Below are 26,738 nucleotides of genomic sequence, written 5' to 3'. Positions count from 1 at the left end.
CCATGCGCCTGATTCGCATGCTGTTGCTGACCGTACTGAGTTTTACCAACGTTGCCGCAATGGCCGACGACGAAGTGGCCGTGCAACGTCTGACCGAGTTGCTCAACCAGGCGCAGACCATTAATGCACGTTTTTCCCAGCTGACTCTCGACGGCAGCGGTACCCAGCTGCAGGAAACCGCCGGCCAGCTCGCACTGAAGCGCCCGGGTCTGTTTCGCTGGCACACCGATGCGCCGATGGAGCAGCTGCTGGTCTCCAATGGCGAAAAGGTCTGGCTGTATGACCCGGATCTGCAACAGGTGACCATTCAGACCCTCGATCAGCGTCTGACCCACACTCCGGCGCTGCTGCTGTCCGGCGACGTGTCGAAGATCCGTGAGAACTTCGACATCAGCCACAACGAGGGCGGCAATGTGGTCGATTTCATCCTCAAGCCAAAATCCAAGGACACCCTGTTCGACAGCCTGCGTCTGTCGTTCCGCAACAAGGTGCTCAACGATATGCAGCTGATCGACAGCATCGGCCAGCGCACCAATATTCTGTTCCTCAACGTGAAAATGAATGAGCCGCAGGACGATGCGCAGTTCACCTTCGATATTCCGGCCGGCGCGGATGTGATTCAAGAGTAGAAGGCTCAAGGGCAAGAGGCGTTAAACCGCAGTCATGGATCTGTTTCGCAAGGCTCCCGTTGCTCAACCCCTGGCTGCCCGGTTACGCGCAGCCAGCCTGGATGAGTACGTCGGCCAGGAGCACTTGCTGGCCCGTGGCAAACCCTTGCGTGAAGCGCTGGAGCAGGGCGCGCTGCATTCGATGATCTTCTGGGGCCCGCCAGGTGTCGGCAAGACCACCCTGGCGCGGCTGCTGGCACAGGTGTCCGATGCGCACTTCGAGACGATTTCTGCAGTACTCTCCGGGGTCAAGGAGATTCGCCTGGCCGTGGAAGTCGCGCAGCAACATGCTGCGCAATATGGCCGCCAGACCATCCTGTTTGTTGATGAGGTACACCGTTTCAACAAGTCGCAGCAGGATGCCTTTCTGCCTTACGTGGAAGACGGCACGCTGATCTTTATCGGCGCCACCACGGAAAACCCGTCATTCGAGCTAAATAACGCCTTGCTCTCACGGGCTCGAGTCTATGTGCTGAAAAGCCTGGATGAGGCCGCGCTGCGCAAGCTGGTCGATCGCGCCCTGAGCGACCCGAAGGGCCTGGGGGAACGCCAGCTGAGTCTGCCGGAAGAAAGCTTCAAGATTCTTCAGGCCGCAGCCGATGGCGACGGCCGGCGTTTGCTCAATTTTTTGGAAAACGCCGCCGACCTGGCCGAAGACGGCAGCGAGATCGGCAGCGAACTGCTGTTCAATCTGCTTGGTGATACCCGTCGGCGCTTCGATAAAGGCGGCGAAGCCTTTTACGACCAAATATCTGCGCTGCACAAATCCGTACGCGGCTCCAGCCCGAACGGCGCGCTGTACTGGTTTGCGCGCATGCTTGATGGCGGTTGTGATCCGCTGTATATCGCCCGCCGTGTGGTGCGCATGGCCAGCGAAGACATCGGCAATGCCGACCCACGCGCCCTGACCCTGTGCCTCAACGCATGGGACGTGCAGGAGCGTCTGGGTAGCCCTGAGGGTGAGCTGGCCGTGGCTCAGGCGATTGTCTACCTGGCCTGTGCGCCAAAAAGCAACGCGGTCTACAACGCCTTCAACGCCGCCATGCGTGATGCCGCCGAACATGGCTCGCAGGAAGTTCCGCTGCACCTGCGCAATGCCCCGACCAAGCTTATGAAAGAGTTGGGTTATGGCGACGAATACCGCTACGCCCACGATGAGCCTGATGCCTATGCCGCTGGTGAGGATTACTTTCCGGACACCTTCGAGCCGCGTGAGTACTATCAACCGGTGCCGCGTGGCCTGGAGCTGAAGATTCGCGACAAGCTGCAACACTTGAAAAGCCAGGATCGCAACAGCCCTCGGCAACGGAGAAAGCCATGATTCGCGTCGCCATGGCCGTTGCCCTCGGTGGTGCAGTGGGCTCTGTGCTGCGCTTTCTGGCTGCCAGCTGGGTAGTGGCGCAGTGGCCGCGGCATTTCTACCTGGGCACCTTCACCGTAAATGTCCTCGGCTGCCTGCTGATCGGTCTGTTGTCCGGCCTGTTTCTGTTGCGCAGCGACCTGCCTATTGAATTGCGCAGCGGCTTGATCATCGGCCTGCTCGGCGGTTTCACCACCTTTTCCTCATTCAGCCTCGAGCTGCTCAAGCTATTTGAAAGTGGCCGCCACAATGAGGCGTTTGCCTACCTGCTGTGCAGCGTGGTCGGCGGTGTGCTCGCGGTCTGGGGCGGTTTTGCCCTGGCACGCCTCTCTCAGTAGCCGCTAACGCCCGGTGTGGCACCCAACCCGGTTAAAGCCTTAAACTGCGCGGCATGCGCGTCATGGCCAAGGCCATGCAAACCCTTGTGATGTGTTGAGACCAGAACATGCTCGATTCCAAACTCGTTCGTACCCAGCTCCATGAAGTGGCCGAGCGCCTGGCCGCCCGTGGTTTTGTCCTTGATGTTGCCCGCTTTGAAGCGCTTGAGGCTCAGCGCAAGACGCTGCAGACCCGCACCGAGCAGCTGCAAGCCGAACGTAACAGTCGCTCCAAATCCATTGGCCAGGCCAAGCAGCGCGGTGAAGACATTGCGCCGCTGCTGGCAGAAGTGGATCAGATGGGCAGCGACCTGGAGCAGGGCAAACGTGACCTTGACAGCATTCAGACTGAACTCGACGGCCTGCTGTTGAATATCCCCAACCTGCCACACGAATCGGTGCCGGTCGGTGAAGACGAAGAGGGCAACGTGGAAGTCTCCCGCTGGGGCACGCCGCGCAGCTTCGATTTCCCGATTCAGGATCACGTTGCCCTCGGCGAGCAGCACGGCTGGCTGGATTTCGAGACCGCTGCCAAGCTGTCCGGCGCACGTTTTGCTTTATTGCGCGGGCCGATTGCGCGCATGCACCGTGCTCTGGCGCAGTTCATGATCAATTTGCACACCGGCGAGCACGGCTACGAAGAAGCCTATACGCCTTACCTGGTGCAGGCTCCGGCGCTGCAAGGCACTGGCCAGCTGCCGAAGTTTGAGGAAGACCTGTTCAAGATCAGTCGCGAAGGCGAAGCCGATCTGTACCTGATCCCGACTGCCGAGGTTTCGCTGACCAACATCGTTGCTGGCGAAATTCTTGATGCCAAGCAACTGCCGCTTAAACTGGTTGCGCACACCCCGTGCTTCCGCAGTGAGGCCGGTGCTTCCGGCCGTGATACCCGCGGTATGATCCGTCAGCACCAGTTCGACAAGGTCGAGATGGTGCAGATCGTCGAGCCGAGCAAATCCTTTGAGGCGCTGGAAAGCCTGACCGCCAACGCCGAGCGCGTGCTGCAGTTGCTTGAATTGCCATACCGCAAACTGGCGCTGTGCACCGGTGATATGGGCTTCGGCGCGGTGAAAACCTATGACCTGGAAGTCTGGGTGCCGAGCCAGGACAAGTACCGCGAGATTTCTTCGTGCTCCAACTGCGGCGACTTCCAGGCGCGCCGTATGCAGGCGCGCTACCGCAACCCGGAAACCGGCAAGCCCGAACTGGTACACACCCTCAACGGCTCCGGCCTGGCTGTGGGGCGCACCCTGGTTGCTGTGCTGGAAAATTACCAGCAGGCCGATGGCAGCATCCGCGTGCCGGATGTGCTGAAGCCCTATATGGGTGGTATCGAAATTATCGGTTAATCCGGATTTCAGTTACCTGTGACGGGGCGGCCAGTGCCGCCCCGTTTTGTTTACCCGATTGAGAGCGTGTGTCATGGATTTTCTGCCCCTGTTCCACAAACTGCAGGATCGCCCGGTACTGGTGGTCGGTGGTGGTGAAGTTGCCGTGCGCAAGGCGCGCTTGCTCAGTGATGCCGGCGCGACGCTGCGGGTAGTAGCGCCGGAGATTCGTGACGAACTGCGTGAGATGGCCAGTGCGCGTAGTGGCGAGGTGCGGCTACGTGATTATCAGTCGGCTGATCTGCAGGGTGTGGCCCTGATCATTGCCGCCACCGATGACGAGCCGCTGAATGCGCAAATCTCGGCCGAGGCCCAGGCATTGGGTATTCCGGTCAACGTGGTGGATGCACCGAAGCTGTGTAGCGTGATTTTCCCCGCCATTGTCGATCGCTCGCCTTTGATTGTGGCGATTACCAGTGGCGGTGATGCACCGGTGCTGGCACGGCTGATTCGCGCCAAGATCGAAACCTGGATTCCTGCAACCTATGGTCAGCTAGCCGGTTTGGCCAAGCGTTTTCGTGCCCAGGTCAAAGCGCTCTTTCCCGATGTGCAGCAGCGCCGGGTGTTCTGGGAGGATGTGTTTCAGGGCCCGGTGGCCGAAAGCGTCTTCGCCGGTAAACTGCAGGAAGGGCAGCGCCAACTGGAAGAGAAAATCGCCGGGATAGCCCCGCGCACCCTTGGCGAGGTGTATCTGGTTGGTGCCGGGCCGGGTGACCCTGATCTGCTGACCTTCCGTGCCCTGCGCCTGATGCAGCAAGCCGATGTGGTGCTCTACGACCGCCTGGTGGCCCCGGCCATCATCGAGCTGTGCCGTCGCGATGCCGAGCGCATCTATGTTGGCAAACAGCGTGCAGAGCACGCTGTGCCGCAGGAGCAGATCAATCAGCGCCTGGTCAGCTTGGCCAAAGAAGGTAAACGGGTATTGCGCCTGAAAGGCGGCGATCCGTTTATCTTCGGTCGTGGTGGTGAGGAAATCGAAGAGCTGGCTGCCCACGGCATTCCGTTTCAGGTGGTACCGGGCATCACCGCCGCCTCAGGCTGCGCGGCTTATGCGGGAATTCCGCTGACCCATCGTGACCATGCGCAATCTGTGCGCTTTGTTACCGGTCACCTGAAAGATGGCAGCAGCAATCTGCCCTGGAACGAGCTGACAGCCAGCAGCCAGACCCTGGTGTTCTATATGGGCCTGGTGGGGTTGCCGATCATCTGTCAGCAACTGATTGCCCATGGCCGCGCAGCGACAACGCCGGCGGCATTGATCCAGCAGGGCACCACGCAGAATCAGCGGGTGTTTACCGGTACATTGGCCAATCTGGCCGAGCTGGTGGCGGAACATGAGGTGCACGCGCCGACTCTGGTAATCGTCGGCGAAGTGGTGCAGCTACGGGAGAAACTGGCCTGGTTTGAAGGCGCTCAAGCCAGCGTCTGATTACGCGCCGCCCACAGCTGGGCGGCGCGCTCCAGGGCTTTTTCACGCGATTCGCCGAGGGCGCGCAAGGCCAAAGCCATGGTGCTGATCACGGCAAGCTGGCCGTAATCATCGGCCACTTCACCGCGCCAGAAGGCGACAAGATGGGCCGGTTCCAGCGTTTCAGGCTTGACGTGACGCAGCGGCGAAAGCGCCGGCCATTCTTCGTCCCAGTTGTCGCCATTGGCCGTGCCGTACAGGTGGCTGGTGGCGTCCGGGTTGATCTCGATTTCGCCGCCTTCACCCTTGATTACTACCGCGCTATCGCCGAGCAACTGGCTGGCTTCACGGTGCACCGCCTGATAACCCGGATGAAAGATGCTCTGCAGACCGCAACGCGCGCCCAGCGGGTTGAGAATGCGCGCCAGCGAATGAATCGGTGAACGCAGGCCGAGGGTGTTGCGCAGGTCGATCATCCCTTGCAGCTGCGGCATCCAGTCGCCCAGCGGGATAAATGCCAGCTGTTGTTGCGCCAGTGCCAGCTCAACGCCATCCCAGCTGCGGCATAGCGGAATGTGCAGGATTTCGAGTAGCTGTTCGCTGTACATGCGCCCGGCTGTGTGCGGGCCGCCGCCATGCAACAGGATGCGAATACCGCTATTCGCTAGCGCCTTGGCCGCCAGCAGAAACCACGGCAGGTGGCGCTTCTTGCCGGCATAGCTGGGCCAATCCAGATCTACCTGGATAGCAGGCGCCTGTAAGCGCGCACGCACAGCCTCGGCAAAACCGGCCATTTCCTCGGCACTTTCCTCCTTGTGCCGCAACAGCATCAGAAAGGCACCCAGCTGACTTTCTTCGGCTTGGCCGTCGAGCAGCATGCCCATGGCGTCACGGGCCTCCTCGCGGGTCAGGTTGCGCGCACCACGCTTGCCTTTACCGAGGATGCGTACAAATTGAGCGAAAGGGTGTTCCGGCGGGGTCACAAGATTCATAGACAATTGGTCGGCTTGGGCAGGCCCGCCAGCTTGGCGGCAAGTTTGGCAGGAGCGCCATTGAACAGGCGATTGAGGTTCAGGCTATTGCCTTTCTCGGGGCCGAGTTTGACGGCAATAAACTTGATCAGCGGACGGTTGGCTGGGGACAACTGAAACTCGTCGTAAAAGCTGCGCACCAGCCAGAGGATTTCCCAGTGCTCGGCACTCAGGTTGATGCCTTCACGTTGCGCCAGGGCATGCGCGCTGGCTTCGGACCAATCCGCCAGATCGACCAGATAGCCATCTTTGTCCAGCGCCAAGCTGCGACCTTCAACATTCAGCGTGCTCATAGCCAAGTGTTTACCTTGTCGTATTGGCAGCTCAGCACAACGAACGCAGGGTAATCGACCAGTACGAGGCGGGCAGGGTAAGCAAGGCCGCGCGCCTGCACATCTTCATCCAGAGCATACAGTGCGATGGCTTCTGGCATCAGTTCCAGCGCCTGACGCTGTGCGCTACCGTCCTGTAAGGCATATACCGCATCACCACAAAGCAGTAGGGCATCCTGGCAGCCGAGAATACGCAAGCAACTACTCAGACTGCTATCGGTAAAGGGCGAGTGCGAGAGTACGTGCAAGGTAGCCATCAGAGCGTAATCACCTGGTTGTAGCGGTCAATCAAAGCACTTATCGAGGAGTCATCGAGACGCTCGACAACCAGACTGCTGGAGTAATCACCCAGGCCACGCTCATCCAGGCTGCGCTGCGAGGCATACAGCGACTCGACCCCGAACATTGGCAAGGCCTGCAGATTGGCGCTGAGGTCTTTCTGCTGCAGATTGGCCGGTTGTTGCGCACCACTCAGCTGAAATACCCCGTCATCAAGAAACAGCAGGCCAATCGGCAAATCGAAGGCGCCGCCGGCCAGCGCGATATCCAGTGCTTCCCGCGCACCAGGACCGGACCACGGGGCTTGGCGGCTGATGATCAGCAGCGACTTACTCATTTCAAGGGCCTCCAAAACACACCAAGCGATCCGCCAGCTGCGTCGCTTCGTGCAGTTGGCCTAGCCCGGAAAGCTCCCAAGGCGCGCCCAGATTGGCGGCTGAGCGTGAATAACGCTGTGCTTCATCGTCATTCAACACGCCACGGCGCAAGGCTGCGGCGATACACACGACGCCATCCAGCTGCTGCGTTTGCACTAACTCACGCCATTCACGTGGCAGATCCACTTCATCCTGCGCGCAGACCACATTGCTCGAGGCGCTGTGTACGCCGTCCTGATAAAAGAACAGCCGCACGATCTCATGCCCACCTGCCAATGCCGCCTGAGCAAAGCGCAGCGCGCGGCGCGAGGAAGGTGCATGAGGAGCAGAGAACAGAGCGATGGCAAACTTCATAGCAAACCCGGCAAGCCAATTTGCCGGAATGATAAAGCCTGAGCCACCAAGATGCGCGTGGTAGGCATAAAAAAGCCCGCCGAAGCGGGCTTTTCACAGCAGCGTAAATCAGTCGTCGCTGCCCATGATGCCGAAAATCTGCAGCAGGCTGACGAACAGGTTGTAGATCGATACATACAGGCTGATGGTCGCCATGATGTAGTTACGCTCACCACCGTGAATGATTTCGCTGGTCTGATACAGAATGCAGACCGAAGAAAACAGCACAAAACCTGCGCTGATCGCCAGCTGCAGACCGCTGATCTCGAAGAAGAAGCCGGCAACCATCGCGCCCAGCAGAACAAAGAAACCTGCAGTGATAAACCCACTGAGGAAGCTCATGTCTTTGCGGGTGGTCAGTACGTAAGCCGACAGACCGCAGAACACCAGGGCTGTCATGGCGAAAGCGGAACTGACAACTTCAGCACCGTTGGCCATGCCCATATAGCGATTGAGGATCGGGCCGAGGGCATAGCCCATAAACCCGGTCAGAGCGAGGGTCGAAACCAGACCCCAGGCCGAGTTACGCAGTTTGGCAGTGAGGAAGAACAGGCCGTAAAAGCCGATCAGCACCACGAAGATATTCGGATAAGGCACATTGGCGCGCTGTGCGATGTACGCCACCAGGCCGCTGAAAGCCAGGGTGATGGCCAGCAGGCCATAGGTGTTGCGCAGGACGCGGCTGACTTCTTGCTGCTCAACCTGCGTATGGTCAAGTGCATAATTGTGTTCGTTCATGGCGACACTCCTGAAATGGCTGATGGTTCCGTGACCAAGGTCAGGCCCGATCATAGCAGAGGCAGATAGAGAGCCAATACGTAGAGTTTGACAGCGTGTTGCGTTCGGGTAAGATTGCCGCCCGCAATCGCCGGAAGCGTGGCAGAGCGGTTGAATGCAACGGTCTTGAAAACCGTCGAAGGGGAAACTCTTCCGTGAGTTCGAATCTCACCGCTTCCGCCATATTCCTCTGGCCGTCACTCTTGCGCAGCTTTATTGGCGCTTGCATTTTGACGGTTATGCGTCAAGCTGGGGTTAACAAATCTCCAGCCTTCCAACCCAACCAGCTGCTCTTGGCGGCTGATGCAAACGGGGTGTCGCTTGATCAGGGTGCTAGTTGTTGATGACCACGACCTGGTACGTACCGGCATCACCCGCATGCTGGCTGATATCGACGGTTTGCATGTAGTTGGTCAAGCCGAGTCTGGCGAAGAATCCCTGAAGAAAGCCCGCGAGCTGAAGCCCGATGTTGTCCTGATGGACATCAAGATGCCGGGCATTGGCGGCCTTGAGGCCACGCGCAAGCTGATTCGCAGCCACCCTGATCTCAAAGTCGTTGCAGTTACCGTCTGCGAAGAAGATCCGTTCCCTACGCGCCTGCTGCAGGCCGGCGCTGCTGGTTACCTGACCAAGGGCGCGGCCCTGGAAGAAATGGTTCAAGCCATCCGCATGGTATTCAGCGGTCAGCGCTATATCAGCCCGCAGATTGCCCAGCAACTGGCTCTCAAGTCGTTCCAGCCACAAAGCAGCAATTCGCCGTTCGATCTGCTCTCCGAGCGTGAAATCCAGATCGCGCTGATGATCGCCGGCTGCCAGAAGGTTCAGGCCATCTCAGACAAGCTCTGCCTGTCGCCGAAAACCGTAAACACCTACCGCTATCGCATCTTCGAAAAGCTGTCGATCACCAGCGATGTCGAGCTGGCCCTGCTGGCCGTACGCCACGGCATGATTGATGCCAGCAGCTGACGACAGTCGCGCAGCTTTCGATTCCAGCGCGTTTCTCTCCACCTGCAGCGGTCGCCCTGGCGTGTACCGCATGTTCGATGTCGACGCCAAGCTGCTCTATGTCGGTAAAGCCAAGAACCTGAAAAAGCGCCTGGCCAGCTACTTCCGCCAAAACGGGTTAGCGCCTAAGACCGCCGCGTTAGTGGGCCGCATCGCGCAGATAGAAACCACCATCACCGCCAATGAAACCGAAGCGTTGCTGCTTGAACAGACGCTGATCAAGGAATGGCGGCCGCCCTACAACATTCTGCTGCGCGACGATAAGTCGTACCCCTATGTGCTTCTATCCGATGGTGATTTCCCGCGCCTGAGCATCCACCGCGGGGCGAAAAAGCAGAAAGGCCGTTACTTTGGCCCATATCCCAGCGCCGGCGCCATCCGCGAGAGCCTCAACCTGTTGCAAAAGACCTTTCTGGTGCGCCAGTGCGAGGACAGCTTCTACAAAAATCGCACGCGGCCCTGCCTGCAGTACCAGATCAAGCGCTGCAAAGGCCCCTGTGTCGGCCTGGTAGAACCCGCTGAGTATGCTGACGACGTACGCCATTCGGTGATGTTTCTTGAGGGGCGCAGCAATGCCCTGACTGATGAGCTGTCCAGTGGCATGCAGGCTGCCGCCATGGCCCTCGATTTCGAGCGGGCGGCTGGATTGCGTGATCAGATATCACTGCTGCGCCGCGTGCAGGATCAGCAGAGCATGGAAGGCGGCACCGGTGATGTGGACGTGGTCGCGGCCATGGTCAATCCAGGCGGTGCATGTGTGCATTTGATCAGCGTGCGCGGCGGCCGGGTGCTTGGCAGTAAAAATTTTTTCCCGCAGGTGGCCATTGAGGAGGAGGGCAGTGGTGTACTGCTGGCCTTCCTTGCGCAGTACTACCTGAGCAGCCAGGAACGCGACCTGCCGAGCGAGCTGATCGTCAATGCACAACACGAAGATTTCGCCACGCTGATCGCCGCCATTGATGAGCTACGCGGCCGTGAGCTGAGTATCAGCTACCGCGTACGCGGTACCCGCGCGCGCTGGCAACAGCTGGCCGTGACGAATGCCGAGCAAGCCCTGGCGGCGCGCCTAGCTAATCGGCAACACGTTGCCGCGCGCTTTGATGCCCTGGCTCAGGCGCTGGACATGGATGAAGTACCGCAACGCCTGGAGTGCTTCGATATCAGCCACTCCAGCGGCGAGGCGACGGTTGCTTCCTGCGTGGTATTTGGCCCGGAAGGTCCGCTGAAATCCGATTACCGCCGCTACAACATCGAAGGCGTGACGCCCGGTGACGATTACGCCGCCATGCACCAGGCGCTGACTCGGCGCTTCAGCAAGATCAAGGATGGCGAAGGCAAGCTGCCGGATATCCTGCTGGTGGACGGCGGTAAAGGCCAACTGGCGATGGCCCGCGAAGTGCTCGAAGAGCTGGCGGTACCAGACTTGATTCTGCTTGGCGTTGCTAAAGGCACTACGCGCAAACCGGGCTTGGAAACCCTGTATCTGAATGACGCCGCCCATGAATTTACTTTGCCGGGCAATTCACCGGCACTGCATCTGATTCAGCAGATTCGCGATGAATCGCACCGCTTTGCCATTACTGGACACCGCGCCCGTCGTGGCAAAACTCGACGAACCTCCACTCTTGAGGAAGTTGCTGGCGTAGGCCCCAAGCGCCGGCGTGAGCTGCTCAACCACTTCGGCGGGCTACAGGAACTGTCCCGCGCCAGCATCGAAGAAATTGCCAAAGCACCAGGGATCAGTAAAAAACTCGCCGAGTTGATTTATGCGACCCTGCACAGTGAGTAGAATGCTGGCTCTCTTTACCGCCAAGTCGTGTCGATGAATATCCCCAACCTGCTGACCGTGCTCCGTGTATTGCTGATCCCGGTGTTTATTCTGCTGTTCTATCTGCCCTTCAGCTGGAGCTATTGGGCCGCTAGCGCGGTGTTTTCAGTCGCAGCGGCAACGGACTGGCTGGATGGTTATCTGGCCCGGCGTTGGGAACAGAGCACACCTTTTGGTGCTTTCCTCGACCCGGTTGCCGACAAGCTGATGGTGGCGGTTGCTCTGGTGTTGCTGGTGGCTGAGCACGCCAATCTCTGGTTGACGCTGCCTGCGGCCATCATCATCGGTCGCGAAATTGTGGTTTCGGCGCTGCGTGAATGGATGGCAGAGATAGGTGCCCGTGCGCATGTTGCCGTATCCAAATTGGCAAAATGGAAAACCGCCGCACAGATGGTTGCCCTGGTAATTTTGCTGGCCAATCCACCGACCTTTACTGCTTGGGTTGTGCTCGGTTACGCGCTGCTGATCATTGCTGCGGTACTTACCTTGTGGTCGATGGCGCAGTACCTGCTGGCCGCATGGCCACACCTGCGAATTACCGCGGAAAAGAAATAAGCTTTTTTGAATCAAGGGGTTGACGGGCCGTTCTGAAGCTATAGAATGGCGGCCGTCAGCACGACAAGCGGGAATAGCTCAGTTGGTAGAGCACGACCTTGCCAAGGTCGGGGTCGCGAGTTCGAGTCTCGTTTCCCGCTCCAATTTCAACGGACCGTTTTACACGGTCCGTTTAGTTTCAAGGCTGAGTAGCAGAGTGGTTATGCACCGGATTGCAAATCCGTGAACGCCGGTTCGATTCCGACCTCAGCCTCCAATTAGAAAAGCCTCGTAGATCACTGATTTACGAGGCTTTTTCATTTAAACTTGAAACCTTGCGAGGTATCCAAGGGCTGTATATAGTCCAAGCCTCGCAATGCAGCGCTACCGCCCGAATGGCGAAATCGGTAGACGCAAGGGACTTAAAATCCCTCGAGGGTAACCTCGTGCCGGTTCGACCCCGGCTTCGGGCACCATGTACATGATTTCAGATGTTCTTGTATGAACCTGAAATCCTCTAAAACCGGTCTTCGTGGCCGGTTTTTTTATGCCTGATTTTTGTACGCATATCTTTATTTAGGCTTGTCATCTGGATGTCGCGCGCATGTCATAACCCTGCCATCTGCTTTAGCTGCAATCGCGGTAACTCAGTGAGGAGTGCAGGCGATGCGGATTTGTGTGATCGGAGCAGGGTATGTAGGGCTGGTATCGGCGGCCTGTTTTGCCGAGATGGGCAATCGGGTGATCTGCATTGAGCGTGATGCGCAGCGTGTGGTACGGCTTGCCCGTGGCCAGTCGCCGATTTACGAGCCGGGGCTGGAGGCCATGCTGCAAACTCATTTGAGCAGCGGTCAGCTGAGCTTCAGTCGGCATCTGCATGAAGGTATCAAACAGGCCGAGATTATCTTTATCGCAGTCGGCACGCCGAGTGGGGAGGACGGCTCAGCGGACTTGTCGCATGTCCTGGCCGTGGCCGATGAACTGGGCGACCTGCTTGAGCAGAACTGCGTGGTGGTGAATAAATCAACGGTACCCGTAGGCACGGCTGAGCGTGTTGCACAGCGCATCAACGGCCGATTGAGCAAACGCGGCAAACGCTTTGCGGTGACGCTGGCGAGTAACCCGGAGTTTCTCAAGGAAGGTTCGGCGATTGACGACTTTATGCGTCCCGACCGGGTGATTGTCGGCTGCGATGAACCCGCGGGGCATGAGTTGTTACGTCGTCTGTATGCACCATTCCTGCGCAATCATGAGCGTTTGTTATGCATGGGGCTGCGGGCGGCTGAATTCAGCAAATATGCCGCCAACGCCTTTCTGGCTACCAAGATTTCCTTTATCAATGAAATGGCCAGCCTCTGCGCACGCCTGGATGTCGACATCGAGGATGTGCGGCGTGGCATCGGCAGCGATAAACGCATTGGTACCCACTTTATCTACGCCGGTTGCGGTTATGGTGGTTCCTGTTTTCCCAAGGATGTGCGGGCGCTGATTCGCTGCGCAGAGCAAGAAGGCATTGAACCGGGCATTTTGCGCGCAGTCGAAGCCCGTAACGCGCTGCAGAAAACCCTGTTGTTTCAGGCATTACGTGAGCACTTTTCCGGTTATTGGCAAGGGCGGGTGGTGGCGCTGTGGGGCCTAGCGTTCAAGCCAGGTACCGATGATCTGCGCGAAGCACCCAGCCTGGTTCTGCTTGATGCCTTGCTGGCTGTCGGCGTCACCGTTCAGGCGTGTGATCCGGTCGCGACAACAGCTCTTGCAGAGCGCTACAGCCAGGCGATTGATAGCGGTCAACTGCGTTTGAGCACGTCGCCATATAGCGTTGTTGAAGGTGCAGATGCGCTGGTGCTCGTTACCGAATGGAAGCAGTTTCGCCAGCCCGACTTCGCCCGCATTCGTGGTTTGATGCGCATGCCTGTGCTGTTTGACGGGCGTAATATCTACGATGCCATGCAGTTGGCAGAGCTGGGTTTTCTTTACCGAGGCATTGGCCGGCCCGCGCAGGGGCATTGTAAGGCCAGTGCAGCCTGATAAACTGCGCACGCAATTTTCACCCCCATTTCCTCAAGGTTTCCCATGATCAAGAAATGCTTGTTCCCTGCAGCCGGTTACGGCACCCGCTTTCTGCCAGCCACCAAGGCCATGCCCAAGGAAATGCTGCCGATCGTGAACAAGCCGCTGATCCAGTACGGTGTCGAAGAGGCGTTGGAAGCTGGGCTGACGGAAATTGCCATGATCACCGGCCGCGGCAAACGCGCGCTGGAAGATCACTTCGATATCAGCTACGAGCTTGAGCACCAGATTCGTGACACCGACAAGGAAAAATACTTGGTTGGCATCCGCCGCCTGATCGATGAATGCACCTTCTCCTACACCCGCCAGGTGGAAATGAAAGGCCTGGGCCACGCGATTCTCTGTGGCCGCCCGCTGGTTGGTGATGAGCCATTTGCCGTGGTGCTGGCTGACGACCTGTGCCTGAACCTGGAAGGCGATGCGGTGCTGACGCAGATGGTCAAGCTGTACAACCAGTTCCGCTGCTCGATCGTCGCCATTCAGGAAGTGCCGCCGGAAGAAACCCATAAATATGGGGTGATCGCCGGCGAGATGATTCGCGATGACATCTACCGGGTTAACAGCATGGTCGAGAAGCCCAAGCCGGAAGACGCGCCGTCGAACCTGGCGATCATCGGTCGCTATATCCTGACTCCGGACATCTTCGAGCTGATTGAGCAAACCGAACCTGGCAAGGGCGGTGAAATCCAGATCACCGACGCACTGATGAAGCAGGCACAGAATGGCTGCGTGATGGCCTACAAGTTCAAGGGCAAACGTTTCGATTGCGGCGGTGCAGAAGGCTATATCGAAGCCACCAACTTCTGCTTCGAAAACCTCTACAAAACCGGCAAGGCCTATTGATTAGGCACTTGACGCGGTAATACACAGCCACCTTCGGGTGGCTGTGTGCATTCAGGGCAAGGGTATCTGCTCAGCGCCAGGCCCTAACGGCTGGCCGTAGCTGAACTCCACATAGTTGCCTGCGGGGTCGCGCAGGCCGCAGTAGTAACCAACGGGGTAGGGTTCGTCACGCGGCTCCCAGACCAGACACCCTGCCACTCGTGCTCGCGCCGCGATGCGATCAACCTGTTCTCGACTTCCCAGGGCAAAGCCCAAGTGGCTGTAGTCATCCGCAGCCAATTGGCGATCTTGCCCCCCCGGCATGATCACAAAAATAAAGCTGTGTTCCTTACCCTGTTCGGCCATCCAGACAATCCGTGAGCCTTTGCCAGCGCGCTGGTGAATCACCTGCATCGCGCAGAACTGCTCGTAAAAGCTTACGCAGGCATCGAGGTCAGGCACGTGCAAGGCCAGATGAGTAAGAGTAGGGCGCATAACGACTCTCCTGTTCTGCATGGCATCAAGTTTAGGCACTGGAGCGCCTTGGGGTATGCTGGCGGCTTGTTCTGGAGGCTGAAATGACCTACGACTTCGACCTGTTTGTAATTGGCGCCGGTTCCGGCGGTGTGCGGGCTGCGCGATTTGCTGCCGGCTATGGCGCGCGCGTGGCGGTTGCCGAAAGCCGCTACCTCGGCGGTACCTGCGTCAATGTTGGCTGCGTACCGAAGAAGCTGCTGGTTTATGGTGCACACTTCGCCGACGACTTCGAACAGGCGCAAGGCTTTGGCTGGGAACTGGGGGCGAGCAAGTTCGACTGGTCGACCCTGATCAGTAACAAAAACCGTGAAATCGACCGACTCAATGGCATCTATCGCAACCTGTTGGTTAGTAGTGGTGTGACCTTGCTCGAAGGCCACGCGCGGATTGTCGATGAACACAGTGTTGAACTGGGCGGACAGCGTTACAGCGCCAAGCACATCCTGATTGCTACCGGCGGTTGGCCGCAGATTCCTGAAGTGCCTGGACATGAACATGCCATTGGCTCGAATGAGGTTTTCTTTCTTGAGCAGCTGCCCAAGCGTGTGCTGGTGGTGGGCGGCGGTTATATCGCCGTGGAATTCGCTTCGATCTTCAACGGACTGGGCGCATGCACCTCGCTGCTTTATCGCGGAGAGCTGTTCCTGCGTGGCTTCGACAAGGCCGTGCGCTTGCACCTAGAGGAAGAGTTGAGCAAGCGTGGTGTGGATCTGCAATTCAACAGCGATATCGCCCGCATCGACAAACAGACCGATGGCAGCCTGCGCGCCACCCTCAAGGATGGCCGCGTGCTTGAAACCGACTGTGTTTTCTATGCCACCGGACGCCGGCCGATGCTGGATAACCTGGGCCTGGAAAATACCCATGTGCAGCTCGATGAGCGCGGTTTTATCAAGGTCGACGAGCAATACCAGACTACGACACCGTCAATCCTCGCCATCGGCGATGTGATCGGTCGCGTACAGCTGACGCCCGTAGCACTGGCCGAAGGCATGGCGGTAGCACGACGCCTGTTCAAGCCTGAGGAATACCGCAAGGTCGACTACCGGCTGATCCCTACGGCCGTATTCAGCCTGCCGAATATAGGCACAGTCGGGTTCAGTGAAGAGCAGGCGAAGGAGGAGGGCTACAACGTCACGGTCTTCGAAAGTCGCTTCCGTCCGATGAAGCTGACCATGACCGAAAGCCCGGAGCGCACCCTGATGAAACTGGTGGTAGACGCTGCCACAGACCGCGTATTGGGCTGTCATATGGTTGGCCCGGACGCCGGTGAAATTGTCCAGGGACTGGCAGTGGCGCTTAAAGCAGGCGCAACCAAGCAGGTGTTCGATGAAACCATCGGCGTGCATCCAACGGCCGCCGAAGAGTTCGTCACCATGCGTACCCCTGTGTCCTCCTGAGGTCAGCATGGCGCAACTGTTCTATCTGGCAGATCTGTTCGGCGTTGCGGTCTTTGCCATCACCGGCGCACTGATGGCCGGGCGCAAGTCCATGGACCTGTTCGGTGTACTGGTGATTGCCATCGTTACTGCGCTTGGCGGTGGCACACTGCGTGATGTGATTCTGGACAACCATCCGGTTAGCTGGATTCGCAACGACCTGTATATCGTTGTCGCATCGCTGGCAGCCATCGCTACGGTCCTATGGGTACGTCTGACACAGCCAATCCACGAGAAAGGCCTGTTACTGGCGGATGCTTTCGGGCTGGCGGTATTTACCGTGATCGGAACCGAGGTCGCCATGCAACACAACGTGCCACACAGCACGGCAGTGATCATGGGTGTGATGACCGGTGTAGCAGGTGGGGTCATGCGCGATGTGATCTGCAATGAGATCCCGCTGATCTTCCAGAAAGAAATCTATGCAACAGCCTGCATTGCCGGTGCCCTGATGTTTATCGGCATGCGTGCGCTGGACACACCACACTGGCTAGATACCGGGGTGGCCATGCTGACTGTGCTGCTGATTCGCCTGGCGGCCATTCGCTGGCATGTTGCGCTGCCCAGCTTCCATTTATTGGATCGCGATTAGTTGCCCAGCTCGGGCTGCATCCTTCATGCGCGGCGCTTGAGACGTTCTTAATAATCCCTAGCTAGCCCGTGTAACACGATATACCAGGGCGGGTAGTTGCCGAGCGCCGACGTGGGCTCGGGCAGTTGCAGGCCGAGTGTGGTTAGGCGTGTTTCGGGAGTGTCGCGCATGGGGGCGTGCCTCTGCCGGGATGGCTCAGCCGATGTCCGGTCGCGGCATGGCTTCGCCCAGCACGATGTTCTCCGGGCGGTAGGGAACGATCAGCTCGATGGTCACGCCGTTTGGATCTTCAAGAAACAGTTGGTGCTCGCCGATCTGCGGCACGATGCGCTCGCGAAACGTCTGGCCGAGGCTAAGCAGGTGCTGCTGCGTCTCGGCCAGGTGCGTGCCGCGCAGCGAGATATGGTCGACGCAGCCACTGCCGTCGGCACTTTCCTGCTCGCCCAGGTAGGCGTGAAGCTGGCGGTCGTCGGTAGTCACGGCGACAAGGTGCAACACCGGATGGGCGCCGATGTATAGCCAACGCCCGGGGAAGCGAAAAGCCGGTCGCGGACCGTCGCTCAAGCCGATCACCCGGGTGAAGAACTCCGCCGTTTCCTCCAGGCGGGCGGTACGCAGCGTGAAGTGGTCGAGCCCCAGGATGTTGCCCGTCGGCAGGCCGGCGTCCTGGTTCTGGGCCTGCCGGCTCACAGTGCCAGCTCCTTGACCGGGAGCGCGGGATAGTCGGTATAGCCACGCGCATCGCCGCCGAACAGGCTGCTTGGCGCGAAGTCCGCCAGCGGCAGATTCTCGGCATAGCGGCGGGGCAGGTCGGGGTTGGCGATGAACGGCCGGCCGAAGGCCACCAGGTCGGCATAGCCCTTGCCCAACACCCATTCGGCGCGTGCCTGATCGTACTTGCCGGCGACGATGATCGGGCCGCGGAAACGCAGGCGGATGTCCTGGCGAAACGCCTCGGTGAACTCGGGGGCATCGTCCCAATCAGCCTCAACCAGATGCAAGTAGGCGATCTGTTTGTCGTCCAGGTAGCTGGCCGCATCGAGGATGGTCGGCAGGATATCCGGGCAGGCCATGCCACGCGCGGTGAGGAACGGTGCCAGGCGAATGGCCGTGCGCTCGGCGCCGACTTCGTCGGCCACTGCGTCGATCACCTGACGCAGGAAGCGCAGACGATTTTCCCGCGAACCGCCGTACTCATCGCTGCGCAGGTTGGAGGTGGTGCGCAGGAACTGGTCGATCAGGTAGCCATTGGCCGCGTGCACCTCGACACCGTCGAAGCCGGCGGCAATGGCCTGCCTGGCGGCGACTCGGTAGTCCTCGACGATTGCCTGTATTTCCTCGCGCTCGAGTGCTCGCGGGGTGGGGCAGGGGTGCATACCGCCCTCGCCGGTGACCGGGTCGACTTTCCAGATCGCGCCGTCGAAGGCGACGGACGAGGGCGCGACCGGAAGCTGCCCGTCATGAAAGTCCGGGTGCGACATGCGCCCGACGTGCCAGAGCTGCAGGTAGATGCGCCCCCCGGCCTGGTGCACGGCGCGGGTCACCAGGCGCCAGCCTTCCGCCTGCTCGGCACTGTGGATGCCGGGGGTGAACGAGTAGCCCTTGCCCTGTGGCGAGATCTGCGTGGCCTCCGAGACGATCAGCCCCGCGCTGGCACGCTGCGCGTAGTAGCTGGCATTGAGGGCGTTGGGCACGTCACCGGGTTGCGTGCTGCGCGCGCGTGTCATCGGTGCCATCACCAGGCGGTTGGTCAGTTCCAGGTTGCCAACGCGGACCGGGTTGAAAAGTTTGCGAGAGTCAGACATGAAGGTTTCTCCGAGGGATCAGTTGATGAGTGCGCCGCCATCGATATCGATGACCGCACCTGTCATGAAAGGGTTGTCGATGGCCAGCAGGTAGCCCTGGGCCAGGTCTTGCGGCCTGCCGACGCGGCCGACCGGCAGGTTGTTGGCTGCGCGTTGCAGCATGGCCAGGCGTGCGTCCTCTGCCATGCCGGCATAGGCTTCGCTGTCGGTCAGGCCAGGGCTGACGACGTTCACCCGCAGTGGCGCCAGCTCACGTGCCAGCACCTTGGCGACGGCTTCGAGCGCTGCGTTCATCGCCGTCTTGACGAAGGTGCCGGGCACGGCGCGGCGCGCCAGGAAGCCGCTCGTCAGCGTCAGGCTGCCACCGGCGCGCAGGTGCCGTGCGCCTACCTTGGCCACGGCCAGGCTGCCCCAGAACTTGGTGTCGAAGGCGGCCCTCGCCGTGCTCAGATCCATATCGAGCAGTTGCCCGCCCGGCGCTTGTGATCCCGCGGTGAAGATCAGGTGGTCGATAGTGCCGATGGCCTCGAAGTAGCGCTCCACGGCGCTCGGGTCGGTGACATCCAGGCCGCGGCGCCGGCTGGCCACCAGCACCCGACCCGGGCGCTCACGGAGTGCATCCGCAAGTGCCCGACCGATACCCGTATGGCCGCCGACGATGACGCTGGTGCTTTGCTCGGTGAAGTTCACGGTGCTTCCCCTTCGATGAACGATGGGGGTACCTTATGCTTTGCGCTGAAGGCTTAAAATCCAGCAATAATCAAAAAGATATTTCGGATATTACGAATGATGCTCGACCACCTGGAGCTGTTCCTGCTGATCATCGAGAAGGGTGGGCTTTCTGCAGCCGGGCGTGAGCTGGGGCTCTCTCCCGCCTCGGTGTCCGAGCGGCTGGCCGCACTGGAGTCGCACTATGGCGTGGCGTTGCTGACCCGAACCACGCGCTCGATCAGCCTGACAGATGAAGGCCGGACGCTGGCCGAGGGCGCCCGCCGCCTGCTGGCCGAAGCGGAGGAACTGGACAGCCGGGTGCGTCTTGGTGCGCAAAGCCTGAGTGGGCCGGTGCGCTTGAGTGCTCCGGTCGATCTGGGGCAGGCGCGCATCGTGCCGATTGTCGATCGCTTTCTCGACCAGCACCGCGAGGTCAGCGTCGAGCTCAACCTCACCGACGGCTTCGTCGACCTGGTCAGCCAGGGCCTCGATTTTGCCGTGCGCTACGGAACGCTGGCCGACAGCAGTCTGAAGGTCAAACCCATCGGTGAGAACCGGCGCGTCGTATGCGCCGCGCCTGGCTACCTCGAGCGCATGGGCATGCCGTTGCACCCCGATGAACTGCACGGGCATGACTGCATCGTCATGCGTTTCGGCATCAACAGTGATCACCAGTGGTCGTTTCTCGTCGACGGCAAGCCGTACTAGGTCGCCGTCCGCAGCCGGCGCATGGCCAACCATGGCGAATTGGTCAGGCGCTGGGCCCTGCAGGGCCATGGTCTGTGCCTGAAATCGGTATGGGACGTGCAGGCCGACCTTGATGGCGGACGGCTGATCGAAGTCCTGGCGCCATACAGTGCAGCACGCACGGCCCTGCAGATCGTCTACCCGGGGATGCGCAGCCAACCGCGCCGCGTACGCGCGCTGATCGAGGCGATCGCCACGGAGCTTTCCGCCGATGACAGAACCTAGCTAGAGCGAGCCATTGCCGGAGTAGGTAAGTGCCCAGGCTTGGCTTTCCGATGGCTCACCCAGTAGATTGGCAGCGCGGATAGCGTTGCAGACGGGCCCTGGTCCGCACGTCCTGCGTGATGTGCATGTGACCACTGCCTTCCGAGGCACTGCGCGGCTGCGACAGCCAATGGTGGCGAAACAAACCGAAAAGGAACTGTCCCTCGTGTCCACTCCCGTTACTGACATCGCTTCTGCGCCGGCTCAGGTCATTCGCATTTCCAGCAGCGCCAGGCATCGTGTGAGAACCCTGTCGATCCGTGAGGACCTTCTGGTGCTGGTGCGCCGTGGTCGCAAGGCGCTCATCGCACCGACCGGGACTCTCAGCGTATCGAAGAACGAAGTGGTGGTGCTGGCACGGGGAACCCAGTGGGACGTGCTCAACGATCCCGCTGACGAGTCGTGTTACGAGGCGCTGGCCTTGGCCTTTTCCGACGAACCTGTCAGGGCGGTTGCGGCGATCCTGCCGCCGGTGCAGGACGAGCTGTCCGCAGCCAGGACCATGGACCTTGACGGTGAACTGAGCGAGGTCATCGAGCGCACTGCGCTGGCCCTGGAGGCAGCGACGGTTTCTCCTTTGCTGCAGCGTCACCGGGTGATCGAGCTGTTGCTTGTCCTGGGTGAGCGTGGCGTGCGTCTCAAGCCCGTCGAGCAGATTTCCTGGGCAGAGCGTATCCGCCGGCTCATCGCTCTGCGGCCTGAAGATGACTGGAGAATCGAACGTCTCGCCGAGGTTTTCCATACCAGCGCCTCGACGCTGCGCCGACGCCTCGCTGGGTCGGGCTTTACCCTCGCCGGACTGGTCCGCGAGGTGCGCCTGGAAACCGCTCTGGTCCTGCTGCAGAGTACCCAGCGTTCCATCAACGACATCGCCCTGCATTGTGGTTGGGAGTCACACAGCCGCTTCAGTGCGGCTTTCCAGGCACGTTGGGGGTTCGCGCCTTCGGTGATGCGCCAGCGCTTGGCGCAGAATGGCTCGCATCTGGAGCGTTTGGCGTAGCGGGGCAGGTTACGCGGCGGGATCATTGCCGCCGTCGAATACTGTCAAGGAATCTCTCTGATGCGCCCTGTGATCGCTGTCGCTCTTGCTTTCGTCTGCCTGCCTGCATTGGTCAGGGCTGCAGACTTCACGCTTACCAGTTCGTCGTTCGCGGATGGGGGAACCCTGTCCGAACGGCACGTATACAGCGGCTTCGGCTGTAGTGGTGACAATCTTTCGCCGGCGTTGTCATGGAGTGGCGCGCCAGCCGGGACGAAAAGCTTCGTGGTTACCGCTTACGACCCGGATGCACCCACAGGATCGGGATGGTGGCATTGGGTCCTCTATGACCTGCCGGCAAGCACCTCGTCGCTACCTGAGGGCGTTGGCCAGAAGGCTGGCCAAGCGCTGCCGGAGGGGGCGGTACAGGGGGTCAGCGACTACGGCACGGCCGGTTTTGGCGGCGCCTGCCCGCCGCAGGGGGACAAACCGCACCGCTATGTTTTCACCGTGCACGCGTTGAAGGTGGAAAAGCTGGAGCCGCCATTGGCGAACGCCTCGCCGGCGCTGATCGGCTTCCTCGTGCATTTCAACAAGCTGGCCAGCGCAAGCGTGACGGCCACTTACGGACGTTGAGCAAAGGCCTGCACGGAATCTGTGTCCGGGATTACGCAGAGCGGTAATGGCCCAGCGACCTTTGGTCACTGGGCTTTTTGCCATGGGTGTTGGATTAAATAATCGTCACACCGGTTTCTGGGACAAACATAAAGCAGTAAAAACCGTACTCCACCAACAGCTCACGGCTATCGGTGCTGGAGACCGGCCCCTGGTTGACTTGCCAATTGGCAGTCATGGGGTTGCTGATCGGGTTGCCGGCAAAGTCGAAGTTGGTCACCTGGTCTGAACCGTCTTTCTGTGACCAACTGTCGCAAGCGCCGGATGAGTTGTCACAGCGCGCCCAGTGGTAGTCGCCCGGCCAGTTCGCATCACCTGCCGTTGAGACCATCAGCGCGACGAAGTGCCCGCCGAGGTAGCCGGCCCTTAGGCTGCCTGGCGGCTGTAGATTAGTGCCCTGCTTGCTGGACTTGAACGCAAACAGTTCTTCGAGGCTGGTGCCGACTAATTCCAGCCCGTCCTTGACTGCGTAGCTGCTGACCAGAGCCCCCAGATCGGAGAAGGGCTGTTGAAAGTTTGCGGCGGTGAGCAGGTAGCCGCTCTGCCGTCCTGGCTGAGGAAAGGTGTTTGGTGTGATGTTGCAGCCGTAGGCATAACAATTGTTATTGGGCTGGAACCGGAAAGACATGAAGTTGCCCTGGCAGTCGCCTGCGGGGTCGTAGCGACCGGCTGCCTCTCCGTATACGGTGGCAGAGTATTGGGGTACGCCAATGGTCTTCTGCTCGGGCACGCTGATTTGTACCGAAATGACCGTAGGGGCGATGTAGTGCTCGTCCGGTACCGCGCCCAGCGCTGGGGCAAGGGTGGCTTGGTGAAAGAAGTCCTGGGGCGCAATAACACCGCTGAATTTGAAAGGCCGTGCTGAGCTGTTCATGGCGTATTCCTTTTCGCTGGGTGGAGTGGGATTAAGGGTAGAGCTGGCTGGCGATGACCATGCTGGAGTAGTTGTAGACCTGCATGGTTAGGCTGTTACTTGGCGCAGAGCTCGCGTAATGGCCGCTGATAACCAGCCGCGAAGACGCACCACCGAACTGGCCGGTATCACTGGCCCAGATGGCCTGGTTGTTGCGGTTGTAGAACACCAAGTTACCGTCATCCTGCATGCGCAGGCGACCTGGCAAATCACTCGACTGGATTGTGATGGGTAGGCGCCACAGCGGCGTGTCCTGGCCGCTGGCTAGCAGTACCGGACCTTGGTCTGGGGTGTTAGTCAGGCTGGCGCTGCCATCCAGGGCGCTGATGCTCTGGTTGGGCAGCAGTTCGGCGTTGATCCGGCTGTCCAGGTAATTGACGCTGAGCATTTCGCCGGCCAGGTTGGATTGCAGCAGGGTCTGCACCTGCTGACGCGTCCAGCCATTGGTTGCGGCGGCTGCCATCAGAATCATCAACTTGGCCAGGGCGGCCATGGGCGTCATGTCCGCTGGCGCCAAGGCGCCCACCTGGGGTAACCAGGCGCCAGAGGCATAGGCGCTGTTGTTCACCGTACCAGCCAAGACCTGGGTGCAATCGACCAGGTTGACGCCACTCTGGTTGGCCTGACTCAGCGCCTGGTAGATGGCCCCGGCGCTGGGTGTGTCCGGGTTGCCAGAGGGGTAATTACCTTCGCCGTAGGACTCCAGAATGATGCCGCGCGCCCCGGCCGAAACCACAGCGTCTATCAGCGTGGCGAGAAAGGCGCTGGGTGGCGAGATGCTGTAGGGCGCGGGGAATGCGTTCAACTGAATAACCGGAAAGTTATTGATGCAGGCCGTTATCTGGTTGAGCTGGTTTTGCTGGCCGGCCAGCACGCTTGGATTCTCCAGGCTCAGACTCGCGTGCACGGGGCCGGGCAGGCAGGCGGCGTTATTGAGCGTCAGACTGATGCCATATTCGGCCAGGGCCGGGTAGTTGGGGGAGGAGAAGGCGTCGAACTGGCTAGCGTTGGTTTTAACCACGCGGTTGCCGCGATAGAGGTGGTTGTGAAAGTACACGCCCACCTCGGCAATACCGCTTTGTGCGGCCGCGACTGCGCCACAGACGTTCTGATAAGCGTCGGTGTTGAAGTTCAGGCTTAAGGCCTGGTCGCTGCTGGCCTGGTAATACAACGGCACCTGCGAGCCGGTGATGATCACCGGCTTGTTCAGCACAGCGGTGGCATAGCCATTGGCGTCGAAGCTGTTGAGCAGAAACGCCAGCGCGGCACCCGAGAAGTCCATGCTGTCGGTACCGTGGAGAATCACGAAGCCGTCGTAGGCGGCGTAATTGTCCAAGATGCCCTGGGCCATGATGCACCAATCGGTGGGTTGCAGATTGGTGCTGTCCAGAGTTTTGCTGGCCGACTCGGGGAAACTGATTTGGGTCAGATAGCCGATGCTGAGGTCAGGGAATTGCTGCTGCAGGATTGGGTTGAGCAACTGCTCACTGGCCGCAGCAAAGGCCGCGGCGCTCATAGGTGCTAACGGGTTGCCGACGCAGCTAATAGTCCCGCCGGTATTGATAATCGCGATACGCATAGGGTGCCTCCTGGCAAGTCTCGGTCGTGGCTTAACGTTGGGTCAGCAGGACCTGGCGTAGCCGCCCGAAACTGGGCGCAGTGGTGCGTTTCAGGTGCTGAGCGCTGAGACTGACCACGGGGGCCATGGCGATGGCGAAGGCAGCACCGAGCTTGAGTTGGTCGGAGAACCAGGGGGCCTCGTAAGCCGGGGTGGTCGACCAGTTCTGCCGGATTTCTTCGCTTTGCAGGTTGACGATGTTGCTGAAGGCCGTGCTGGGGTCTTGCGGGTCTTTGCGAAACTGCAGGGCGATTTCCGCCAGTTCGACCAGTTCAGCATGGGTAAAGGGCAGGCCGCCGTCACGAATCTGCACGGGGGGCTGCTCCTGGCGACGCATGATGCAGTACACCGTTTGCCCGCCGCAGGTTGGATCGCGCTGGTACAGCTGCAGGTCATAGGGTTGGTTGGTGGCCACGGCGCTGCCATCGCCGGAGTAACTCACGCCGAAATCGCCACGGTTGTCCTGCCGAGGGTCGCCCTGCAAAAGCGCCAGTTCGCACTTCACAACACGGCTGCCGAGTTGGTCGATGCGGGCTTGTAACTGGCTGGCATTGTCCTGGGCGGTGCTGTTGTCAGGAGGGTTGGCACCTTGGGCGAATACTTGCCAGCTATTGGCGTGCTGGGCGGCGATTAGGTCGAAGAAGGCGTCGATGCAGGCGGGGCTGTCGAGGTGGGCCAGGGTCAGACTGTTGCGGTCATCGAAGTTACTGACCACGGCGGTGATGATGCAGGACGTGGCACTGTCGGAGTAGGCCGTCAGCGGGGTGTCGGCCAGCATGAAGGTCTGGTAATTACCCTGGTCGACATAGAAGAACCCTTGCACGGGTGGGGCAATAGGGTTTTGGTTGGCGAGTTTGAGGCTGATGTCGACGGGGCTCATGACAGGATCTCCGGAAACAGGCTGAGGGGGTTGGTCTTCGGGTTGCCGTTGATCTGGTACTCACACTGCGCGCTGCCGGCACTGGCACTGAACAGCGCTGTGGCCTGAGTGTGAAATTCGATGCCCAGATAGTCGGTTTCACGGCAAATCGATAGCTCTGTTTCTCCGTAGTACTGGTCGCTGAGCAAGGTCTTAATGCCTTGATGGCTGGGATCGACTTGCAGAATGGTTTCGGCGCGCTGCAGGCGCAGGTAGGTGCTGTGATTGGCCGAGTAATCCACGGCATTGGGTTGTAGACGAAAATTGTTGGTTGAAACGAAAAAACCGCCCGTTCGCGTGATCAGGCGCACCGAGTCCTGGTTAAACGGGTTGGGCATGTACTCAATCAGAATGCTGATCGGCTGCGTCTTCTGGGGATCTGCCCAGCCGCTGATCAAGGAAATGTCCGGTGCCGGAAATGGCGTGTTGCCGCCTGTGTTGCGATAGAAGTCAATCAGGCTTTGCGCCGCCTCTGTGGCGCTGGTATGGCTGCTGATGCTGGCCTCGTAAGCGGCAAACAGGGCCTCGGCTTGGGCACTACTGGCGTAATAGTTGGCCGCGGTGGTGGTGTAGGTGTCGGCGGCGACAAACGCTACCCCATGGTCGTTGACACCGGCCCAGATCCCCGCGCTGCCCTGACGGGTCATGGCTATATAGCTATTTACGCCATTGCTGCCGGCCCGCACATCAGGCGGGTTGAAGGTGGTGATGGGGATCAGGTCGCATTGTTTGAAGGTGTGGATGCTGCCACCGTCAAAGACGGTTCCGATAGTGCACATAGGGAGTTCCTTTCCTGTTTGCGAGATAGGGACGAGCGCGCGCAATCGTTCTCACGCAGAGGGTGAGCCGATAAAGCGCCAGGGGTGATTTCTTACGGCGGAAATGGCTTT

General features: G+C 59.8%; 28 protein-coding genes, 4 tRNA genes and 1 pseudogene. 19 read left to right on the top strand and 14 right to left on the bottom strand.

Annotated features, from left to right (window positions below; all coding sequences use genetic code 11):
- Positions 1–2 precede the first annotated feature (2 nt).
- The 5 genes from lolA to cysG all read left to right on the top strand — a co-directional run bounded on the left by lolA (position 3) and on the right by cysG (position 5,222).
- Positions 3–629, top strand: a complete 627-nt coding sequence (gene lolA / locus ACIN8IBEIGE_RS08725) for an outer membrane lipoprotein chaperone LolA (protein WP_160014295.1) — start codon at positions 3–5, stop codon at positions 627–629.
- 34 nt (positions 630–663) lie between these two features.
- Complete coding sequence (locus tag ACIN8IBEIGE_RS08720; RefSeq protein ID WP_160014294.1) at positions 664–1,989, top strand: replication-associated recombination protein A; 1,326 nt, start codon at positions 664–666, stop codon at positions 1,987–1,989.
- Complete coding sequence (gene crcB / locus ACIN8IBEIGE_RS08715) at positions 1,986–2,366, top strand: fluoride efflux transporter CrcB (RefSeq protein WP_160014293.1); 381 nt, start codon at positions 1,986–1,988, stop codon at positions 2,364–2,366. The genes ACIN8IBEIGE_RS08720 and crcB overlap by 4 nt, the downstream gene beginning before the upstream one ends.
- Before the next feature lie 107 nt (positions 2,367–2,473).
- Positions 2,474–3,754, top strand: coding sequence for a serine--tRNA ligase (gene serS / locus ACIN8IBEIGE_RS08710; RefSeq protein WP_160014292.1), 1,281 nt, complete (start codon positions 2,474–2,476; stop codon positions 3,752–3,754).
- A gap of 73 nt (positions 3,755–3,827) precedes the next feature.
- Positions 3,828–5,222, top strand: a complete 1,395-nt coding sequence (gene cysG / locus ACIN8IBEIGE_RS08705; protein ID WP_160014291.1) for a siroheme synthase CysG — start codon at positions 3,828–3,830, stop codon at positions 5,220–5,222.
- On the opposite strand, the gene ACIN8IBEIGE_RS08700 is transcribed toward cysG, so the two are convergent.
- The 6 genes from ACIN8IBEIGE_RS08700 to ACIN8IBEIGE_RS08675 form a co-directional block, all read right to left on the bottom strand.
- Complete coding sequence (locus tag ACIN8IBEIGE_RS08700; RefSeq protein ID WP_160014290.1) at positions 5,207–6,193, bottom strand: glycosyl transferase family protein; 987 nt, start codon at positions 6,191–6,193, stop codon at positions 5,207–5,209. The two genes, cysG and ACIN8IBEIGE_RS08700, sit on opposite strands and share 16 nt — an antisense overlap.
- Positions 6,190–6,525 carry a TusE/DsrC/DsvC family sulfur relay protein gene (locus tag ACIN8IBEIGE_RS08695; RefSeq protein WP_090386440.1) on the bottom strand — a complete coding sequence of 112 codons (336 nt, stop codon included), beginning with the start codon at positions 6,523–6,525 and terminating at the stop codon, positions 6,190–6,192. The genes ACIN8IBEIGE_RS08700 and ACIN8IBEIGE_RS08695 overlap by 4 nt, the downstream gene beginning before the upstream one ends.
- Positions 6,522–6,821, bottom strand: a complete 300-nt coding sequence (tusB, locus tag ACIN8IBEIGE_RS08690) for a sulfurtransferase complex subunit TusB (RefSeq protein WP_160014289.1) — start codon at positions 6,819–6,821, stop codon at positions 6,522–6,524. Before tusB ends, ACIN8IBEIGE_RS08695 begins: the two co-directional genes overlap by 4 nt.
- On the bottom strand, positions 6,821–7,180 hold the full coding sequence (tusC, locus tag ACIN8IBEIGE_RS08685; protein ID WP_160014288.1) for a sulfurtransferase complex subunit TusC: 360 nt from the start codon (positions 7,178–7,180) through the stop codon (positions 6,821–6,823). Before tusC ends, tusB begins: the two co-directional genes overlap by 1 nt.
- 1 nt (position 7,181) lies before the next feature.
- Positions 7,182–7,574 (bottom strand): sulfurtransferase complex subunit TusD, encoded by a 393-nt coding sequence (tusD, locus tag ACIN8IBEIGE_RS08680; RefSeq protein WP_160014287.1) that lies wholly within the window; start codon positions 7,572–7,574, stop codon positions 7,182–7,184.
- Positions 7,575–7,682: 108 nt separating this feature from the next.
- A complete protein-coding gene (locus ACIN8IBEIGE_RS08675) occupies positions 7,683–8,351 on the bottom strand; it encodes a Bax inhibitor-1/YccA family protein (RefSeq protein WP_160014286.1) in 669 nt (222 codons plus the stop codon).
- Between the two features lie 132 nt (positions 8,352–8,483).
- Here ACIN8IBEIGE_RS08675 and ACIN8IBEIGE_RS08670 point away from each other — a divergent pair.
- The 9 genes from ACIN8IBEIGE_RS08670 to galU all read left to right on the top strand — a co-directional run bounded on the left by ACIN8IBEIGE_RS08670 (position 8,484) and on the right by galU (position 14,670).
- A tRNA-Ser gene (locus tag ACIN8IBEIGE_RS08670) sits at positions 8,484–8,573 on the top strand.
- 138 nt (positions 8,574–8,711) lie between these two features.
- Positions 8,712–9,356, top strand: coding sequence for a UvrY/SirA/GacA family response regulator transcription factor (uvrY, locus tag ACIN8IBEIGE_RS08665; protein ID WP_160014285.1), 645 nt, complete (start codon positions 8,712–8,714; stop codon positions 9,354–9,356).
- Positions 9,343–11,184 (top strand): excinuclease ABC subunit UvrC, encoded by a 1,842-nt coding sequence (gene uvrC / locus ACIN8IBEIGE_RS08660; protein ID WP_160014284.1) that lies wholly within the window; start codon positions 9,343–9,345, stop codon positions 11,182–11,184. The genes uvrY and uvrC overlap by 14 nt, the downstream gene beginning before the upstream one ends.
- A gap of 33 nt (positions 11,185–11,217) precedes the next feature.
- Positions 11,218–11,778, top strand: coding sequence for a CDP-diacylglycerol--glycerol-3-phosphate 3-phosphatidyltransferase (pgsA, locus tag ACIN8IBEIGE_RS08655; RefSeq protein WP_090386427.1), 561 nt, complete (start codon positions 11,218–11,220; stop codon positions 11,776–11,778).
- Between the two features lie 67 nt (positions 11,779–11,845).
- A tRNA-Gly gene (locus ACIN8IBEIGE_RS08650) sits at positions 11,846–11,921 on the top strand.
- 39 nt (positions 11,922–11,960) lie between these two features.
- A tRNA-Cys gene (locus ACIN8IBEIGE_RS08645) sits at positions 11,961–12,034 on the top strand.
- A gap of 112 nt (positions 12,035–12,146) precedes the next feature.
- Positions 12,147–12,233: transfer RNA gene (locus tag ACIN8IBEIGE_RS08640), tRNA-Leu, on the top strand.
- A gap of 190 nt (positions 12,234–12,423) precedes the next feature.
- Complete coding sequence (locus ACIN8IBEIGE_RS08635) at positions 12,424–13,785, top strand: UDP-glucose/GDP-mannose dehydrogenase family protein (RefSeq protein WP_160014283.1); 1,362 nt, start codon at positions 12,424–12,426, stop codon at positions 13,783–13,785.
- A gap of 45 nt (positions 13,786–13,830) precedes the next feature.
- Positions 13,831–14,670, top strand: a complete 840-nt coding sequence (gene galU / locus ACIN8IBEIGE_RS08630; RefSeq protein ID WP_160014282.1) for a UTP--glucose-1-phosphate uridylyltransferase GalU — start codon at positions 13,831–13,833, stop codon at positions 14,668–14,670.
- A 51-nt stretch (positions 14,671–14,721) separates the two neighbouring features.
- Here the strand turns inward: galU and ACIN8IBEIGE_RS08625 are convergent, their stop codons facing one another.
- Complete coding sequence (locus ACIN8IBEIGE_RS08625) at positions 14,722–15,144, bottom strand: VOC family protein (RefSeq protein WP_160014281.1); 423 nt, start codon at positions 15,142–15,144, stop codon at positions 14,722–14,724.
- A gap of 83 nt (positions 15,145–15,227) precedes the next feature.
- Between ACIN8IBEIGE_RS08625 and gorA the strand changes: the two genes are divergently transcribed.
- Positions 15,228–16,586: a glutathione-disulfide reductase gene (gene gorA / locus ACIN8IBEIGE_RS08620; RefSeq protein ID WP_160014280.1), complete on the top strand. Its 1,359-nt coding sequence runs from the start codon at positions 15,228–15,230 to the stop codon at positions 16,584–16,586.
- A gap of 7 nt (positions 16,587–16,593) precedes the next feature.
- On the top strand, positions 16,594–17,217 hold the full coding sequence (locus ACIN8IBEIGE_RS08615; RefSeq protein WP_160014279.1) for a trimeric intracellular cation channel family protein: 624 nt from the start codon (positions 16,594–16,596) through the stop codon (positions 17,215–17,217).
- A gap of 195 nt (positions 17,218–17,412) precedes the next feature.
- Here the strand turns inward: ACIN8IBEIGE_RS08615 and ACIN8IBEIGE_RS08610 are convergent, their stop codons facing one another.
- From ACIN8IBEIGE_RS08610 to ACIN8IBEIGE_RS08600, 3 genes are read right to left on the bottom strand one after another with little or no spacing between them, the layout of a single operon-like run.
- On the bottom strand, positions 17,413–17,907 hold the full coding sequence (locus ACIN8IBEIGE_RS08610) for a VOC family protein (RefSeq protein WP_218579702.1): 495 nt from the start codon (positions 17,905–17,907) through the stop codon (positions 17,413–17,415).
- A complete protein-coding gene (locus ACIN8IBEIGE_RS08605) occupies positions 17,904–19,022 on the bottom strand; it encodes an alkene reductase (RefSeq protein WP_160014278.1) in 1,119 nt (372 codons plus the stop codon). The genes ACIN8IBEIGE_RS08610 and ACIN8IBEIGE_RS08605 overlap by 4 nt, the downstream gene beginning before the upstream one ends.
- Before the next feature lie 18 nt (positions 19,023–19,040).
- Positions 19,041–19,712: an SDR family oxidoreductase gene (locus ACIN8IBEIGE_RS08600; RefSeq protein ID WP_160014277.1), complete on the bottom strand. Its 672-nt coding sequence runs from the start codon at positions 19,710–19,712 to the stop codon at positions 19,041–19,043.
- 96 nt (positions 19,713–19,808) lie between these two features.
- On the opposite strand from ACIN8IBEIGE_RS08600, the pseudogene ACIN8IBEIGE_RS08595 reads away from it, so the two are divergent.
- The 3 genes and pseudogenes from ACIN8IBEIGE_RS08595 (at position 19,809) to ACIN8IBEIGE_RS08585 (ending at position 22,359) form a co-directional block, all read left to right on the top strand.
- Positions 19,809–20,705: pseudogene (locus tag ACIN8IBEIGE_RS08595) on the top strand (LysR substrate-binding domain-containing protein).
- A gap of 205 nt (positions 20,706–20,910) precedes the next feature.
- Positions 20,911–21,744, top strand: coding sequence for an AraC family transcriptional regulator (locus tag ACIN8IBEIGE_RS08590; RefSeq protein ID WP_160014276.1), 834 nt, complete (start codon positions 20,911–20,913; stop codon positions 21,742–21,744).
- A gap of 60 nt (positions 21,745–21,804) precedes the next feature.
- Positions 21,805–22,359 carry a YbhB/YbcL family Raf kinase inhibitor-like protein gene (locus ACIN8IBEIGE_RS08585; protein ID WP_306109727.1) on the top strand — a complete coding sequence of 185 codons (555 nt, stop codon included), beginning with the start codon at positions 21,805–21,807 and terminating at the stop codon, positions 22,357–22,359.
- A 94-nt stretch (positions 22,360–22,453) separates the two neighbouring features.
- Here the strand turns inward: ACIN8IBEIGE_RS08585 and ACIN8IBEIGE_RS08580 are convergent, their stop codons facing one another.
- The 4 genes from ACIN8IBEIGE_RS08580 to ACIN8IBEIGE_RS08565 are packed head-to-tail and all read right to left on the bottom strand — an operon-like array spanning position 22,454 to position 26,627.
- Complete coding sequence (locus ACIN8IBEIGE_RS08580; protein WP_160014275.1) at positions 22,454–23,272, bottom strand: hypothetical protein; 819 nt, start codon at positions 23,270–23,272, stop codon at positions 22,454–22,456.
- Between the two features lie 31 nt (positions 23,273–23,303).
- Positions 23,304–24,890 carry an asparaginase domain-containing protein gene (locus ACIN8IBEIGE_RS08575; protein WP_160014274.1) on the bottom strand — a complete coding sequence of 529 codons (1,587 nt, stop codon included), beginning with the start codon at positions 24,888–24,890 and terminating at the stop codon, positions 23,304–23,306.
- A gap of 31 nt (positions 24,891–24,921) precedes the next feature.
- Entirely contained in the window at positions 24,922–25,809 is an 888-nt protein-coding gene (locus tag ACIN8IBEIGE_RS08570; RefSeq protein ID WP_160014273.1) for a hypothetical protein, read from the bottom strand.
- Positions 25,806–26,627: a hypothetical protein gene (locus tag ACIN8IBEIGE_RS08565; protein WP_160014272.1), complete on the bottom strand. Its 822-nt coding sequence runs from the start codon at positions 26,625–26,627 to the stop codon at positions 25,806–25,808. The genes ACIN8IBEIGE_RS08570 and ACIN8IBEIGE_RS08565 overlap by 4 nt, the downstream gene beginning before the upstream one ends.
- Positions 26,628–26,738 lie beyond the last annotated feature (111 nt).

Source organism: Pseudomonas sp. 8BK (assembly GCF_902506475.1).
Classification (GTDB): Bacteria; Pseudomonadota; Gammaproteobacteria; order Pseudomonadales; family Pseudomonadaceae; genus Aquipseudomonas; species Aquipseudomonas anguilliseptica.
This window is presented reverse-complemented; position numbering and strand designations above follow the sequence as displayed.